Raw genomic sequence first — 15,477 nt, 5'->3', positions numbered from 1 at the left:
GGGCCGAGGGCGGCGCCCTCCCGCGGGAGTACGCGAGGAGGCGGCGTACCGAGGTCGCGGTACGCCGCCTCCTCGTTCGGTGCGGGCCGGGTGGGGTCAGGCAGCCGCGTCCGCCGCGACCGCCGCCTCTTCGGCGTCCTCCGGGATCGACACCAGCCAGCGGGTGTCGCGGCGCGGGCGCAAGTACAGGGCCCAGTAGAGGGTGGCGACGGCGGTGATGCCGCCGGTCCACAGCAGGTACGAGGGCTCCTGCTCGACCAGGATGTACAGCAGCACGGCGATGAGCAGGATCGGCATGGCCGGCCACAGCCGCATGCGCCAGGCGGAGCGGCCGGCGTGGGCGCCGCGGCGGCAGAGCAACGAGGCGATGGCGACCAGCAGGTACAGGCCGGTGACGGCGACGCCGGTGACGCCGTAGAGCGTGTCCAGGTTGACGAAGCAGAGGAAGGCGCCGGGGACGCCGACGACGAGGGTGGCGACCCAGGGGGAGCCGAACCGGCCGAGCTTGGACAGGGCGTTGTTGACGGGCGACGGCCACGCCTTGTCGCGGGCGGACGCGAACAGCACACGGGAGTTCTGGATGACCATGACGATGCCCGCGTTGATGATGGCGAGGGCGACGCACAGGCTGACGAAGGTGCCGACGGCGGAGTTGGACCAGGCGATGACCATGCTGCTGATGTCGCCGCCGCTCAGGGTCTTCAGGTCGTCGGCGCCCAGGGTGATCGCCACGACCGGCACCAGGATGACCACGCTGGAGATGGCCAGCGTCGCGAGGACGGTACGGGCGACGTTGCGGCGGGGGTTCTCCAGCTCCTCGGAGAGGTAGATGGCGGTGGAGAAGCCCTGGGTGGCGAAGAGCGCGATGGCGAGCCCGGAGAGGACCATCATGCCGGTGACGGGGCTGACGTGGGCGTGTTCGCCGGCCACCTGCAGCGAGCTGACGAGGCTGCCCGCGCCGCGCTGGGAGTGGGCGAAGCCGAGGAGGGCGACGACTCCGGCGGCGACGACCTCCAGCACCAGGAAGATGCCGGTGATCCAGGCGTTGGCCCGCAGGTCGAGCAGGCCGGCCAGGGTGGCCGCGATCATGACGCCGGCGCCCGTCATGGACGGGTCGAGGTGGACGATCGGGGCGAGGTAGTCGGCGGTGCCCATCGCGATGACCGGAGGGACGATCATCACGACGAGGAGCGACATCACGAAGGCCAGCCAGCCGGCGAGCCGTCCGGCCAGGGTGGAGACGATCGCGTACTCGCCGCCCGCGCTGGGGATGAGGGTGCCGAGCTCGGAGTAACAGAAGGCGATCGGGATGCAGAGCAGGGCACCGATGGCGAGACACAGCGCGGTCGCGGTGCCGAGGCTGGAGAACAGGTCGGGCACGATCACGAAGAGCGTGGACGCGGGTGTGACGCAGGACAGGGTCAGCAGGGTGCCGCCGACCACTCCGATCGAGCGCTTGAGCTTCTTGGGGGCCTCTGAGGCAGCCTCTAGGACGGCGTTCTCGACTGAACGGAGCGTGTCGGTCATGCGGCGGTTCCGATCGACTCGTGTGACTGCGGTGGGGGCGGGAGCGCTATCGCCTCCGGCGGATCGTCTGCGTCTGTTGTCATCCACTCCCGGCGCTGAATGGAACCCCGACGAAAACCGTCACGTCAATGGCCGATTACCTTCGGATTCCGCACTTGCGGAAGACCTTGCGTGACATCGCTTTCCCAGGCCGTGACGCCCTATTGGCGGTACCAGCAAGACTCTTTGTGAGGTGACCTTGCTTTCCAAGGTCATCTAGCCGCCACCCCTTCGTCACCCGTTTCGTCCGGGGTAAACGAGAACCGAAGCGAACGTGTCAAAAAAATGTCAGCGCGTCCGGTATCCGGACGTCCCCGGAGGTCCCCCGAGGGCGCGGGACGAGGTCGGCGGTGTCAGAGGGGCCGGATAGGGTCGGCGGACACAGTTGAAACCACCGACCTCGGCAACGGCCGACCGAGTCCGCCCGGATGCGGCAGCTGCACGCCGCCCCCAAGACCCGCATGATCTTCGCGGGCGGCGCCTACTACTACGACATCGACCCGCAGCCCTCCGGCCCGCTCAAGGGCAAGGAGTGGATGAAGATCGACGCGTCGGCGCTCTTCGGCGACAAGGGCGCCCAGGCGATGAACGGCAGCGGCGGCGGCAGCCCCTCGGCCTCCATGAGAGGCCTGAAGTACGCGAACGACGTCGACGACCTCGGCACCGAGACCGTCGACGGGCAGCGCGCCCACCACTACAAGGCCGTCATCGACCGGGCGCACATGGGCAAGTACCGGCAGGCCTATGGCAGCGACGACACCCTCTTCAGCTCCATGACCGGCGGCGTGGACGCCATCACCATGGACGTCTGGGTCAGCGACAAGGACCTGCCGGTGCGCGTGAAGCAGCAGCTCGGCAGGGCGTCGATCACGATGGACTTCGAGAAGTTCGGCGCCACGGCGACCGTCGCGGCGCCGCCCGCCGCGCAGACCGGGGACCTCACCGAGGCCATCAAGGCGCGGCAGCAGCACCACTGACCGCGCGCCGGTGCCCCGCCCCTCCCCTCGGGAGGCGCGGGGCACCGGTGTCACGCGGGGCTGTCAGTGGTTGCGCGGGAAGCCCAGGTCCACGCCCGCCGGGGCGTCGGCCGGGTCGGGCCAGCGGGTCGTGACGACCTTGCCGCGGGTGTAGAAGTGCGTGCCGTCGTTGCCGTAGATGTGGTGGTCGCCGAAGAGGGAGTCCTTCCAGCCGCCGAAGGAGTGGTAGCCCACCGGGACCGGGATCGGCACGTTCACGCCGACCATGCCGGCCTCGATCTCCAGCTGGAAGCGGCGGGCCGCGCCGCCGTCCCGGGTGAAGATCGCGGTGCCGTTGCCGAACGGCGAGGCGTTGATGAGGGCCACGCCCTCCTCGTAGGTGTCCGCGCGCAGCACGCACAGGACGGGGCCGAAGATCTCGTCCTGGTAGGCCTTGGCGCTGGTCGGCACCTTGTCCAGCAGCGACAGGCCGATCCAGTGGCCGTCCTCGAAGCCCTCGACGGTGTAGCCGGTGCCGTCCAGGACGACCTCGCAGCCCTCGGCGGCGGCGCCCTCGACGTAGGAGGCGACCTTGTCGCGGTGGGCCTTGGTGATCAGCGGGCCCATCTCGGACGCCGGGTCGTTGCCGGGACCGATCTTGATCTTCTCGGCGCGCTCGCGGATCTTCTCCACCAGCGTGTCGCCGATCGCGCCCACCGCGACGACCGCGGAGATGGCCATGCAGCGCTCGCCGGCGGAGCCGTAGGCGGCGGAGACGGCCGCGTCGGCGGCCGCGTCGAGGTCGGCGTCGGGCAGGACCAGCATGTGGTTCTTGGCGCCGCCGAGGGCCTGCACCCGCTTGCCGTTGGCGGCGGCGGTGGTGTGGATGTAGCGGGCGATCGGAGTGGAGCCGACGAAGGACACCGCCTTGACGTCCGGGTGCTCCAGCAGCCGGTCCACGGCCACCTTGTCACCGTGCACGACGTTGAACACGCCGTCCGGCAGCCCGGCCTCCGCGAGCAGCTCGGCGATGCGCATCGACGCCGACGGGTCCTTCTCGCTCGGCTTCAGCACGAAGGTGTTGCCGCAGGCGATGGCGATCGGGAACATCCACATCGGGACCATCGCCGGGAAGTTGAACGGCGTGATGCCCGCGACCACGCCCAGCGGCTGCCGGATCGAGTGGACGTCCACGCGGGTGGCGACCTGCGTGGACAGCTCGCCCTTGAGCTGGACGTTGATCCCGCACGCCAGGTCGACGATCTCCAGGCCGCGGGCCACCTCACCGAGCGCGTCGGAGTGCACCTTGCCGTGCTCGGCGGTGATCAGCGCGGCGATCTCGTCGCGGTGGGCGTCCAGCAGCGCACGGAAGCGGAACATGACCGTCGTGCGCTGGGCCAGCGACGACTGGCCCCAGGTGAGATAGGCGTCCTGGGCCGCCGCGACGGCCGCGTCCACCTCCTCCACCGACGCGAAGGCGACCTTGGTGGTGACCTCGCCGGTCGCCGGGTCGGTGACCGGACCGTAGGTGCCCGACGTGCCCTCGGCGGTCTTGCCGCCGATCCAGTGGTTGACGATCTTCGTCATGCCCAGTTACTCCTTCGCAGATGGCGGCGTCGGGTCGAGACGTGCCGTGGGTAGTGCTCGTGTGCCGGGAGAGCCGACGGTCGGGTCGCGATCGCGGCACATGTACATCCCAGCAGGCCGGGGCGGGCAGCGCGCCCGACACTCTGTCTGCCGTTTGGGCGTCGGAATGGACACCGGGGCGGAAGCGGACGGATGAGGAGGGTTCGGAGCGAGGGGGAAGGGCCGTGGGGGACCTCCGGCGCGGGGCCGTAGCGGGCGGGGAGTCGTCGCTCGCACTTCGCTCCTGCCAGGGCGAAGCGGCCTCCCGCGCCGGAGGCGTTCGGTGGGATTCCCCTACCCGCGGTACCGGGCGCTGACTGCACCGTACAAGCAGCGTGGGGCGCGGGGCAGGGAATCGTCATCACGGCATTCGTCGTCACGGCAGTCGTCCGGCAGTCACGACAGGGGGCATCACGGCAGTCGCCCCGGCAGCAGGGCGACGGCCGCGTCGACCGCGCAGGCCACGTCGCCGTCCGGTGGGTACAGCAGGGAACGGCCGACCATCAGGCCGCGCACGGTGGGCAGCCGCAGCGCGCCGTGCCACTTCTCGAACGCGGCGGCCCGGTCGTCGTCGCCGTCGCCGACGTCACCGCCGAGCAGCACGGCGGGCAGCGTCGAGGCGGCCATCACCGCGGGCATGTCGTCGGGGTCGTCGGTGACCGGCACCTTCAGCCAGGTGTAGGCCGAACTGCCGCCCAGGCCCGAGGCGATCGCGATCGACCGGATCACGGCCTCGGCGGACAGGTCGTTGCGCAGCCGGCCGTCGGCGCCACGGCGGCTGATGAACGGCTCGACGAAGACCGGCAGCCGGCGGGCGGCCATCGCGTCGACGGCACGGGCGGCGGCCTCCAGCGTGGCGAGCGAGCCGGGGTCGTCGTAGTCGATACGCAGCAGCAGCTTGCCGGCGTCGAAGCCGAGCCGCTCGATGTCCTCGGGGCGGTGGCCGGTGAAGCGGTCGTCCAGCTCGAAGCGGGCGCCGGCCAGTCCCCCGCGGTTCATCGAGCCCATGACGACCTTGCCGTCCAGGGCGCCGAGGAGCAGCAGGTCCTCCAGGACGTCGGCGGTGGCGAGGACGCCGTCGACGCCGGGCCGGGCGAGCGCCACGCACAGCCGGCGCAGCAGGTCGGCCCGGTCGGCCATCGCCAGGTCCCGGCCGCCGACACCGAGGGCGCCGCGTGCCGGGTGGTCGGCGGCGACGATCATCAGCCGCCCGGTCTCGGCGAGCAGCGGCCGGCGCGCACGGCGGGCGGCGGCCTCGGCGATCGCCTCGGGGTGATGGCTGCGGACGCGGACGAGTTCGGCGACGTCGACCTCGACGGTGGGTCCGCCGTGGGCGTGGCCGCGGCCGCCGCGGCTCGCGGGCCCGGACCCGCCGCCGTCCTCGTACGGCACGGTGTGGTCGGCCCCGCCGACCCTGCCCGCTCTCACCGGACCGCCCCCGCGTCCAGGGCTGCCTCCACCTCGGCGGGCGTCGGCATCGCGGAGGAGCACTCAAGGCGGGAGGCGACGATGGCACCGGCGGCGTTGGCATGGCGCATGGTGGTCTCCAGGTCCCAGCCGGCGAGCAGCCCGTGGCAGAGGGAGCCGCCGAAGGCGTCGCCGGCGCCGAGGCCGTTCAGCACGCTCACCGGCAGCGGCGGGACCTCGGCGGTGTCGCCGTCGCGGTGGACGGCGAGGACGCCCTTGGGTCCCTGTTTGACGACGGCCAGCTCGGGCCCGGCCGCGAGCAGCGCGCGGGCCGCGGCGTACGGGTCGCGGTGGCCGGTGGCGACCTCCACCTCGTCCAGGTTGCCGACGGCGACGGTGGCGTGGCGCAGGGCCTCGGCGTAGAAGGGGCGGGCGGCGTCCGGGTCGGCCCAGAACATGGGGCGCCAGTCCAGGTCGAAGACCGTGTGGCCGGCCCTGGCGCGGTGGGCGAGGGCGCTCAGGGTGGCCGTGCGGCTGGGCTCCTCGCTCAGTCCGGTGCCGGTGACCCAGAAGACGCTCGCCTCCCGGATCGCGGCCAGATCGAGCTGGTGGGGGTCGATCTCCAGGTCCGGGGCCTTGGGTCGGCGGTAGAAGTAGAGGGGGAAGTCGTCCGGCGGGAAGACCTCGCAGAAGGTGACCGGCGTGGGCAGCCCGGGTACGGGCGTCACCCAGCGGTCGTCGACGCCGAAGCCGCGCAGCGCCTCGTGCAGGTAGGTGCCGAACGGGTCGTCGCCGGTGCGGGTGATCACGGCGGTACGGCGGCCGAGGCGGGCGGCGGCCACGGCGACATTGGTGGCGGAGCCGCCGAGGAACTTCCCGAAGGTGGTCACCTCGGACAGCGGGACCCCGGTCTGCAACGGATACAGGTCCACGCCGATCCGGCCCATGGTGATCAGGTCGTACGCCATCGGCTTCCCTTCGTCACCCGGCAGGTCCCGGCGCGCTGCCGGCCGTTCCGGCTTCTCCCGGCTCTTCCCGGTTTTCTAGTCCTGTACGCGAAGCCCTGTCAATGTTTTGTCCGGACATTCGGACGAGTTTCTGTCCGACGGGTGCCCGCGGGCCACTGTGACGGCCCGCGGGCGTGGCTGAGCGCGTCAGCCCTGGAGACGGCCGCGGTTGCGGGGGCGCGAGGCCACCCAGGCGCGGACGGTGTCGGCGTACCAGTAGGGCTTGCCGCCCTCCACCCGGTCCGGCGGTGGCAGCAGCCCGTGCTTGCGGTAGGAACGGACCGTGTCCGGCTGCACATTGATGTGCGCCGCGATCTCCTTGTACGACCAGAGCCTGCGGTCGGTCATGTCGTGCACCTCCCTGCGCGCGCCACGGCGGCGGCCGTGGGGCGGCCGTCGGGGGAGCCGGGCGCTGCGCTGGCGATCACCAAGCGTTCTGCTCGGTGAACGAGGCGGACGGCGAGCGGGCAGGGGCTGTCGAACGGGTGTGACGCACCGCCCACGTAGGCGCGACATGTGTGACAGGAGCGGGGCGTTTGTGACACGAGTGCAGCAAAGGCACACACCGGCGCCAGGGCGCGGCGCCTTGCGCTCAGCGCGCGTGCCTCACGACTCGATGAGCGTCACAACTCGATGAGCGTCACGACTCGGTGAGCCTCACGGTTCGATGAGCCTCACGGCTCGATGACCGTCACGCCCGCGCCCGCCGCCGTTCCCATCGCCGCCAGTGCGGCCGGCGCGTCCGCCAGCGGGATCGTGGAGGTGACCAGCAGGTCGGGGCGCAGGGCGCCGGAGCGGACCAGTTCCAGCATCGCCGGGTAGGCGTGCGCGGCCATGCCGTGGCTGCCGAGCAGTTCCAGCTCCAGGGCGATGGCGCGGGCCATGGGCACGGGCGTGGTGCCGTCGGCCGAGGGCAGCAGGCCGACCTGGACGTGACGGCCGCGGCGGCGCAGGGAGTTCACGGAGGCGGCGCAGGTGGCGGGTGCGCCGAGGGCGTCCAGGGAGAGGTGGGCGCCGCCGCCGGTGAGGTCCCGCACCGCGGCCGCGGTGTCGGCGGCGCCGGCCGCGTCCACGCACTCCGCCGCGCCGAAGGAGCGGGCCAGTTCCAGGGCCCGGGGGGAGACGTCGACCGCGATCACCCGGGCACCCGCGGCGGCGGCGATCATCACCGCGGACAGGCCCACGCCCCCGCAGCCGTGCACCGCGACCCACTCCCCCGCCGCGACCCGGCCCTGCTGCACCACCGCGCGGAACGCCGTGGCGAACCGGCAGCCGAGGGAGGCGGCCGTCGCGAACGTCGTCTCCTCGGGTACGGCGACGAGGTTCACGTCGGCGTGGTCGAGGGCGACGTACTCGGCGAACGACCCCCAGTGGGTGAAGCCGGGCTGGGTCTGGAGCTCGCACACCTGCTGGTCGCCGGCCGCGCAGGCGGCGCAGCCGCCGCAGGCGCAGACGAAGGGCACGGTGACCCGGTCGCCGGGGCGCCAGCCGGTCACCCGGGCGCCCACGGCCTCCACCACCCCGGCCAGTTCGTGGCCGGGGACGTGCGGGAGGGTGATGTCGGGGTCGTGGCCCTGCCAGCCGTGCCAGTCGCTGCGGCACAGCCCGGTGGCCGCCACCCGGACCACGACGCCGTGCTCGGCGGGAGCCGGGTCCGGAACCCGCCGGACCTCGGCCCGCTCACCGAACCGCTCGAACACCACCGCGCGCATACGTCCTCCCTCACCCCCGGCCGTCGTCCCGCACGGTATCCGGCGGCCGCCGACGCGCCGAGGGCCACCCGGAGATGGCGTCATACCCCCTAGGGGTATAGTCTGAGGGAAGTGGCGGCCCGCGCGGCCCCCACCGACCCCACACGCCTCGATGAGGAGTAACGACATGACCGCCCACACCGACACCCCCGGTTCCGTCACCACCGTCTACAAGGTGAGCGGCATGAGCTGCGGACACTGCGAGGGCTCCGTCTCCGCCGAGATCTCCGAGATCCCCGGCGTCACCTCGGTCAAGGCCGTCGCCGCGGCCGGCGAGGTCACCGTCGTCTCCGCCGCCCCGCTGGACGAGGAGGCCGTGCGCGCCGCCGTCGACGAGGCCGGTTACGAGCTGGTCGGCCAGGCCTGAGCCGCGCCGTCGCGCACCGCGGCCGCGCTCCTTCGCGCAACCGTCCCGACCCGGGCCGTACCGACCAGCCGATACTGGATCCGTACGGCCCGGTCCGTTTCCCAGGAGTACGTGCATGCCCAGCACCGCACCGGCACCCATAGGCGCCGCCACCGCCCCGGCCGAGACGTCCGAGGTCGAGCTGCTCATCGGCGGGATGACGTGTGCCTCCTGCGCCGCCCGCGTCGAGAAGAAGCTCAACCGGATGGAGGGCGTCTCCGCCACGGTGAACTTCGCGACGGAGAAGGCCAAGGTCGCCTACCCCGCCGGCGTCCGGGTCGCCGATCTGATCGCCACGGTGGAGAAGACGGGGTACACCGCCGAGGAACCGGCGCCGCCGCCCGAGCAGCCGGACGACAGCGCGGCGCAGCAGGACCCCGAACTGACCGCGCTGCGGCAGCGGCTCGTCGTCTCCGCCCTGCTCGCCGCGCCCGTCGTGCTGCTGGCGATGGTGCCGTCGCTGCAGTTCGACAACTGGCAGTGGCTGTCGCTGACGCTCGCCGCACCCGTGGTCGTCTGGGGCGCGTGGCCCTTCCACAAGGCCGCGTGGACCAATCTGCGGCACGGCGCGGCCACCATGGACACCCTGGTCTCGGTCGGTACGGCGGCCGCCTTCGGCTGGTCGCTGTGGGCGCTGTTCCTCGGGGACGCGGGGATGCCCGGCATGCGGCACGGGTTCGACCTGACGCCCGTGCGCGGCGACGCCTCCTCCACGCTGTATCTGGAGGTCGCCGCGGGGGTCACCGCGTTCATCCTGCTGGGCCGGTATCTGGAGGCCCGTTCCAAGCGCCGCGCCGGTGCCGCGCTGCGGGCGCTGATGGAGCTGGGCGCCAAGGACGTGGCCGTCCTGCGCGACGGGCGCGAGGTGCGCGTCCCGGTGTCCCGGCTCGCCGTCGGGGACCGGTTCGTGGTCCGGCCGGGCGAGAAGATCGCCACCGACGGCAGGGTCGTGGAGGGCGTCTCCGCCGTCGACGCCTCCATGCTGACCGGCGAGTCGGTGCCGGTCGACGTGGGCGCCGGGGACGCGGTCACCGGGGCGACGGTCAACGCCGGGGGCCGGCTGGTCGTCGAGGCCACCCGGGTCGGGGCGGACACGCAGCTGGCCCGGATGGCGAAGCTGGTCGAGGACGCGCAGAGCGGGAAGGCGGAGGTGCAGCGGCTCGCCGACCGCGTCGCCGGGATCTTCGTGCCCGTCGTCCTGCTGATCGCAGCCGCCACCTGCGGCGTCTGGCTGGGGACGACCGGGGACGCGACGGCCGCGTTCACGGCGGCCGTGGCCGTACTGATCATCGCCTGCCCGTGCGCGCTGGGCCTGGCCACGCCGACCGCGCTGATGGTGGGCACCGGGCGCGGCGCGCAGCTCGGCATCCTCATCAAGGGCCCCGAGGTGCTGGAGTCGACCCGCCGCGTGGACACCGTCGTCCTGGACAAGACGGGCACGGTGACCACCGGCCGCATGACCCTTCAGGAGGTGTACGTCGCCGACGGCGCCGACGAGAAGGAGGTGCTGCGGCTCGCGGGCGCCCTGGAGCACGCCTCGGAGCACCCGGTGGCCCGCGCGATCGCGGCCGGCGCCGAGGAGCGGGCCGGTGCGCTGCCGGGGGTCGAGGACTTCACGAACGTGCCCGGGCGGGGCGTACGCGGGCGCGTGGACGGGCGCGAGGTGGCCGTGGGGCGCCTGTTCGACGCGCTGCCGCCGGAGCTGGCCCGGATGCGGGAGGAGGCCGAGCGCGGCGGTCGTACGGCGGTCGTCGTCGGCTGGGACGGAGCGGCGCGCGGGGTGCTCGCGGTGGCGGACGCGGTGAAGGAGACCAGCGCGGAGGCCGTGGCCCGGCTGCGCGGGCTCGGGCTGACGCCGGTGCTGCTGACCGGGGACAACCGGACGGTCGCCGAGGCGGTGGCGAAGAGCGTCGGCATCGACCCCGCGCAGGTGTACGCCGAGGTGCTGCCCGAGGAGAAGGTGGACGTCGTACGGCGGCTGCAGGGCGAGGGGCGGACGGTCGCCATGGTCGGCGACGGCGTCAACGACGCGGCGGCGCTCGCCACGGCCGATCTGGGACTGGCCATGGGGACGGGCACGGACGCGGCGATCGAGGCGAGCGACCTGACGCTGGTACGCGGGGATCTGCGGGTGGCCGCGGACGCGATCCGGCTGTCCCGGCGGACACTGTCCACGATCAAGGGCAATCTGGTGTGGGCCTTCGGCTACAACGTGGCCGCGCTGCCACTGGCCGCCGCGGGGCTGCTCAACCCGATGATCGCGGGGGCGGCGATGGCGTTCTCGTCCGTGTTCGTGGTGACGAACAGCCTGCGCCTGCGGGCGTTTCGCTGACCGGTCCGTGAGCTGCCCCATGAACCGTCCGTGATGTGTTCGTCACGGCTCAGGGACCGAACCCCTCTGGAGTCCGGCGCGCACCTCACATAAGCTCTTCACAAGCCTCGCGCATCTTCCTTACGCGGGGGCTCCGATCGTCATATCGGGGCTCTTGCGCATTTAAAGGACATATGCAAGAGACACAGATCACAGTGATGTGAAGGTAACCATCGAAGGGGTTCGAAGGTCTAAGTTGGCGATGTCGGGAAGCGTCTTGGGGGGCGCCGAACGACATCTGGAGTCGTCTTGGGGGACTTCTCCAGAGCTGCGTTGCCGGGACGCGTACACCGGGAAGCTTTGAGCGGCCCTCCCAGCGTGTGCCGTCCCGGCACACATCACTGGAGTACGGCGGGTTCGCTCGCCGTGCTCATCACAGCGATTCAGGCGCTGTTCTCACAAGCGCCCGGCCGGATCCCGTGGGGGGAATCCGCTCCGGGACACGGGAAGGCGCCCTGGTCGTCGGCCCGTGGGGGGACTGACGCACCGGGGCGCCTTCTGCTTGCCCGCACACGGGTGTGCCCCGCACCCGCGTCAGCGGATACGGGGCACAGCACCGGCGTGCGTCACGGATCTGTGCGGACCGTGAGGTACGGCTCAGCGCTCCTCGACGGGGACGAAGTCCCGCTCCACGATGCCCGTGTAGATCTGGCGGGGGCGGCCGATGCGGGAGCCGGGCTCCTTGATCATCTCGTGCCACTGGGCGATCCAGCCCGGGAGGCGGCCGAGGGCGAAGAGGACCGTGAACATCTCGGTCGGGAAGCCCATGGCCCGGTAGATCAGGCCGGTGTAGAAGTCGACGTTCGGGTAGAGGCTGCGCGAGACGAAGTAGTCGTCGGAGAGCGCGTGCTCCTCGAGCTTGAGCGCGATGTCCAGCAGCTCGTCGGACTTGCCGAGGGCGGACAGCACGTCGTGCGCGGCGGCCTTGATGATCTTCGCGCGCGGGTCGAAGTTCTTGTAGACCCGGTGGCCGAAGCCCATCAGGCGGACGCCGTCCTCCTTGTTCTTCACCTTGCGGATGAAGGTGTCGACGTCGCCGCCGGAGTCACGGATGCCCTCGAGCATCTCCAGGACGGACTGGTTGGCACCGCCGTGCAGCGGGCCCCACAGGGCGTTGATGCCGGCGGAGATCGAGGCGAACATGTTCGCCTGCGAGGAGCCCACCAGGCGGACCGTGGAGGTCGAACAGTTCTGCTCGTGGTCCGCGTGCAGGATCAGCAGCTTGTCCAGCGCGGAGACGACGACCGGGTCGAGCTCGTACTCCTGGGCCGGGACCGAGAAGGTCATGCGCAGGAAGTTCTCGACGTACCCGAGGTCGTTGCGCGGGTAGACGAAGGGGTGACCGATCGACTTCTTGTACGCGTAGGCCGCGATCGTCGGCAGCTTCGCGAGCAGGCGGATGGTGGAGAGGTCGCGCTGCTTCTCGTCGAACGGGTTGTGGCTGTCCTGGTAGAAGGTGGACAGCGCGGAGACGACCGACGACAGCATGGCCATCGGGTGGGCGTCGCGGGGGAAGCCCTTGTAGAAGTTCTTGACGTCCTCGTGCAGCAGGGTGTGCCGCGTGATCTCGTCCTGGAACGCGGTGAGCTGGTCGACGGTCGGCAGCTCGCCGTTGATCAGCAGGTAGGCGACCTCCAGGAAGGTGGAGCGCTCAGCCAGCTGCTCGATGGGGTAACCGCGGTACCGGAGGATGCCGGCCTCACCGTCGAGATAGGTGATGGCCGATTTATAGGCGGCGGTGTTGCCGTACCCGCTGTCCAGGGTCACCAGACCGGTCTGGGCGCGCAGCTTCCCGATGTCGAAGCCCTTGTCGCCGACGGTGCTGTCGACCACCGGGTAGGTGTACTCGTTGCCGTCGTACCGCAGTACTACAGAGTTGTCGCTCACGTCTTCCCTCACCGACGTTGTGCCTCATCTTCGAGGTTGCCCTGACTGTCTCTACCATCCCCCATTTGGCTCAGGAGAGTGCACTCGGGGTCGACCATTGGGCTTATCGACGGCACTCAGTGCCGCCAACTTGCACATCCTGCCCCCTTCCCTGCCCATCTGGAAGTGCTCTGTGACCTTCACGACTCGTTTGATCGATCATTTTTTGCGAGGGCGCCCCTGAGGCGGAAGTCCAGGGCCGTGCACCGCCGTCCCGCGGACACCGTCCGGACCGCCTGACCGATCGCCTTGCGTGAACCGACGAGCACCACCAGCTGCTTGGCCCGGGTCACGGCCGTGTACAGCAAATTCCGCTGCAGCATCATCCAGGCGCCGGTGGTGACCGGGATCACCACGGCCGGATACTCGCTGCCCTGCGAGCGGTGGATGGTCACGGCGTAGGCGTGCGCCAGCTCGTCCAGTTCGTCGAAGTCGTACGGCACCTCCTCGTCCTCGTCGGTCAGCACCGTCAGGCGCTGGTCGACCGGATCGAGCGAGGTGACCACGCCCACGGTGCCGTTGAAGACACCGTTCTCCCCCTTCTCGTAATTGTTGCGGATCTGGGTGACCTTGTCGCCGACACGGAAGACGCGGCCGCCGAACCGCTTCTCCGGCAGATCGGGCCGGCCGGGGGTGACGGCCTGCTGGAGCAGCCCGTTGAGCGCGCCGGCCCCCGCGGGCCCCCGGTGCATCGGCGCCAGCACCTGCACGTCCCGCCGCGGGTCGAGCCCGAACTTGGCCGGAATCCGACGGGCCGCGACGTCGACGGTGAGCCGCCCGGCCTCCTCGGTGTCCTCCTCGACGAAGAGGAAGAAGTCCTTCAGCCCGTCGGTGAGCGGGTGCTGCCCGGCATTGATGCGGTGCGCGTTGGTGACGACGCCGGACTGCTGGGCCTGGCGGAAGACCCGGGTCAGACGGACGGCGGGAACCGGGCTGCCGTCGGCGAGCAGGTCCCGCAGCACCTCGCCCGCGCCGACGCTCGGCAACTGGTCGACGTCCCCGACGAACAGGAGGTGGGCGCCCGGCGGGACGGCCTTGACCAGCTTGTTGGCGAGCAGCAGGTCCAGCATGGACGCCTCGTCGACGACCACGAGGTCGGCGTCCAGGGGCCGGTCCCGGTCGTAGGCGGCGTCCCCGCCGGGCTTCAGCTCCAGCAGCCGGTGCACGGTGGACGCCTCGGCGCCGGTCAGCTCGGCCAGGCGCTTGGCGGCACGCCCGGTGGGCGCGGCGAGCACCACCTTGGCCCGCTTGGCGCGGGCCAGCTCCACGATCGAGCGGACCGTGAAGGACTTGCCGCAGCCGGGGCCACCCGTGAGGACCGCGACCTTCTCGGTCAGCGCCAGCCGGACGGCGGCCTCCTGCTCGGGTGCGAGATCGACCCCGGTACGGGTTTTCAGCCAGCGCAGGGCCTTGTCCCACTCGACCGTGCGGAAGCCGGGCATCCGGTCCTCGTCGGTGCGCAGGAGCCTCAGCAGCTGGGCGGACAGGGAGAGTTCGGCGCGGTGGAAGGGGACGAGGTAGACGGCGGTGACGGGCTCGTCGCCGTCCACGCCCGGCACCTTCTCCCGTACGACGCCGGGTTCCTCGCCGTCCTCGGCCGGCCGGGCCAGCTCGGCCAGGCACTCGATGACGAGCCCGGTGTCGACGCCGAGCAGCTTCACCGCGTCGGAGATGAGCTTCTCCTCCGGCAGATAGCAGTGCCCCTGGTCGGCGGACTGCGACAGGGCGTACTGCAGGCCCGCCTTCACCCGCTCCGGGCTGTCGTGCGGGATGCCCACGGACTGGGCGATCTTGTCGGCGGTGAGAAAACCGATGCCCCAGACGTCGGCGGCGAGCCGGTAGGGCTGCTCCTTGACCACCTGGATCGACGCGTCGCCGTACTTCTTGTAGATCCGCACGGCGATGGAGGTGGACACCTCCACGGTCTGGAGGAACAGCATGACCTCCTTGATCGCCTTCTGCTCCTCCCAGGCGTCGGCGATCTTCCTGGTCCGCTTCGGTCCGAGCCCCGGCACCTCGATCAGCCGCTTGGGCTCCTCCTCGATGACCCGCAGCGTGTCCGTCCCGAAGTGCTGCGTGATGCGGTCGGCGAAGACCGGTCCGATGCCCTTGACCAGCCCGGACCCCAGATAACGCCGGATGCCCTGGACGGTGGCGGGCAGGACCGTCGTGTAGTTCTCGACGTGGAACTGCTTGCCGTACTGCGGATGCGCCCCCCAGCGGCCCTCCATCCGCAGGGACTCCCCCACCTCGGCACCGAGCAGCGCGCCGACGACGGTGAGCAGATCGCCGGCGCCTCTGCCGGTGTCCACCCGGGCGACGGTGTAGCCGTTGTCCTCGTTGGCGTACGTGATGCGCTCCAGCACGCCTTCGACGGTGGCGAGCCGCCGCGCCTGCGCGCCGCGGTCGCCGGTCCCCTCCTGCTGAGCCATGATCCGACGGTACCGGTGGGGTATGACAC

Annotated in this window: 10 protein-coding genes and 2 pseudogenes; 3 read left to right on the top strand and 9 right to left on the bottom strand. The window is 71.3% G+C overall.

Annotated elements, in window-relative coordinates; all coding sequences use genetic code 11:
* Positions 1-96: 96 nt before the first annotated feature.
* A complete protein-coding gene (locus ACZ64A_RS26220; protein WP_469813607.1) occupies positions 97-1,527 on the bottom strand; it encodes an APC family permease in 1,431 nt (476 codons plus the stop codon).
* A gap of 464 nt (positions 1,528-1,991) precedes the next feature.
* On the opposite strand from ACZ64A_RS26220, the pseudogene ACZ64A_RS26215 reads away from it, so the two are divergent.
* Positions 1,992-2,543: pseudogene (locus ACZ64A_RS26215) on the top strand (SCO4651 family lipoprotein); the annotation flags it as partial.
* 63 nt (positions 2,544-2,606) lie between these two features.
* Here ACZ64A_RS26215 and mmsA read toward each other — a convergent pair.
* The 6 genes and pseudogenes from mmsA to ACZ64A_RS26185 form a co-directional block, all read right to left on the bottom strand.
* Entirely contained in the window at positions 2,607-4,109 is a 1,503-nt protein-coding gene (gene mmsA, locus ACZ64A_RS26210; protein WP_469813605.1) for a CoA-acylating methylmalonate-semialdehyde dehydrogenase, read from the bottom strand.
* 227 nt (positions 4,110-4,336) lie between these two features.
* Positions 4,337-4,426, bottom strand: a pseudogene (locus ACZ64A_RS26205) (5-deoxy-glucuronate isomerase); the annotation flags it as partial.
* Positions 4,427-4,559: 133 nt separating this feature from the next.
* Positions 4,560-5,411 (bottom strand): Cgl0159 family (beta/alpha)8-fold protein, encoded by an 852-nt coding sequence (locus tag ACZ64A_RS26200; RefSeq protein WP_469813765.1) that lies wholly within the window; start codon positions 5,409-5,411, stop codon positions 4,560-4,562.
* 161 nt (positions 5,412-5,572) lie between these two features.
* Positions 5,573-6,523, bottom strand: a complete 951-nt coding sequence (iolC, locus tag ACZ64A_RS26195; protein ID WP_469813603.1) for a 5-dehydro-2-deoxygluconokinase — start codon at positions 6,521-6,523, stop codon at positions 5,573-5,575.
* A 186-nt stretch (positions 6,524-6,709) separates the two neighbouring features.
* Positions 6,710-6,910 (bottom strand): helix-turn-helix transcriptional regulator, encoded by a 201-nt coding sequence (locus tag ACZ64A_RS26190; RefSeq protein WP_469813601.1) that lies wholly within the window; start codon positions 6,908-6,910, stop codon positions 6,710-6,712.
* Between the two features lie 326 nt (positions 6,911-7,236).
* Positions 7,237-8,274, bottom strand: a complete 1,038-nt coding sequence (locus tag ACZ64A_RS26185; protein WP_469813599.1) for a zinc-binding dehydrogenase — start codon at positions 8,272-8,274, stop codon at positions 7,237-7,239.
* 166 nt (positions 8,275-8,440) lie between these two features.
* On the opposite strand from ACZ64A_RS26185, the gene ACZ64A_RS26180 reads away from it, so the two are divergent.
* Both ACZ64A_RS26180 and ACZ64A_RS26175 read left to right on the top strand, forming a co-directional pair.
* On the top strand, positions 8,441-8,680 hold the full coding sequence (locus ACZ64A_RS26180; RefSeq protein WP_469813597.1) for a heavy-metal-associated domain-containing protein: 240 nt from the start codon (positions 8,441-8,443) through the stop codon (positions 8,678-8,680).
* 115 nt (positions 8,681-8,795) lie between these two features.
* Positions 8,796-11,051 carry a heavy metal translocating P-type ATPase gene (locus tag ACZ64A_RS26175; RefSeq protein WP_469813595.1) on the top strand — a complete coding sequence of 752 codons (2,256 nt, stop codon included), beginning with the start codon at positions 8,796-8,798 and terminating at the stop codon, positions 11,049-11,051.
* Positions 11,052-11,687: 636 nt separating this feature from the next.
* Here ACZ64A_RS26175 and ACZ64A_RS26170 read toward each other — a convergent pair.
* A complete protein-coding gene (locus ACZ64A_RS26170) occupies positions 11,688-12,977 on the bottom strand; it encodes a citrate synthase (protein WP_469813593.1) in 1,290 nt (429 codons plus the stop codon).
* Between the two features lie 179 nt (positions 12,978-13,156).
* Positions 13,157-15,448 (bottom strand): SF1B family DNA helicase RecD2, encoded by a 2,292-nt coding sequence (gene recD2 / locus ACZ64A_RS26165; protein WP_469813591.1) that lies wholly within the window; start codon positions 15,446-15,448, stop codon positions 13,157-13,159.
* Positions 15,449-15,477: the final 29 nt, after the last annotated feature.

It is taken from the genome of Streptomyces sp. NPDC104814 (assembly GCF_055583185.1).
The sequence above is the reverse complement of the archived record's forward strand: the minus strand, read 5'-3'. Positions and strand labels throughout refer to the sequence as shown.

Coding starts and splice junctions, on each gene's coding strand:
- ACZ64A_RS26220 (WP_469813607.1), bottom strand. CDS start 1,527: ATGACCGACACGCTCCGTTCAGTCGAGAACGCCGTCCTAGAGGCTGCC.
- mmsA (WP_469813605.1), bottom strand. CDS start 4,109: ATGACGAAGATCGTCAACCACTGGATCGGCGGCAAGACCGCCGAGGGC.
- iolC (WP_469813603.1), bottom strand. CDS start 6,523: ATGGCGTACGACCTGATCACCATGGGCCGGATCGGCGTGGACCTGTAT.
- ACZ64A_RS26190 (WP_469813601.1), bottom strand. CDS start 6,910: ATGACCGACCGCAGGCTCTGGTCGTACAAGGAGATCGCGGCGCACATC.
- ACZ64A_RS26185 (WP_469813599.1), bottom strand. CDS start 8,274: ATGCGCGCGGTGGTGTTCGAGCGGTTCGGTGAGCGGGCCGAGGTCCGG.
- ACZ64A_RS26180 (WP_469813597.1), top strand. CDS start 8,441: ATGACCGCCCACACCGACACCCCCGGTTCCGTCACCACCGTCTACAAG.
- ACZ64A_RS26175 (WP_469813595.1), top strand. CDS start 8,796: ATGCCCAGCACCGCACCGGCACCCATAGGCGCCGCCACCGCCCCGGCC.
- recD2 (WP_469813591.1), bottom strand. CDS start 15,448: ATGGCTCAGCAGGAGGGGACCGGCGACCGCGGCGCGCAGGCGCGGCGG.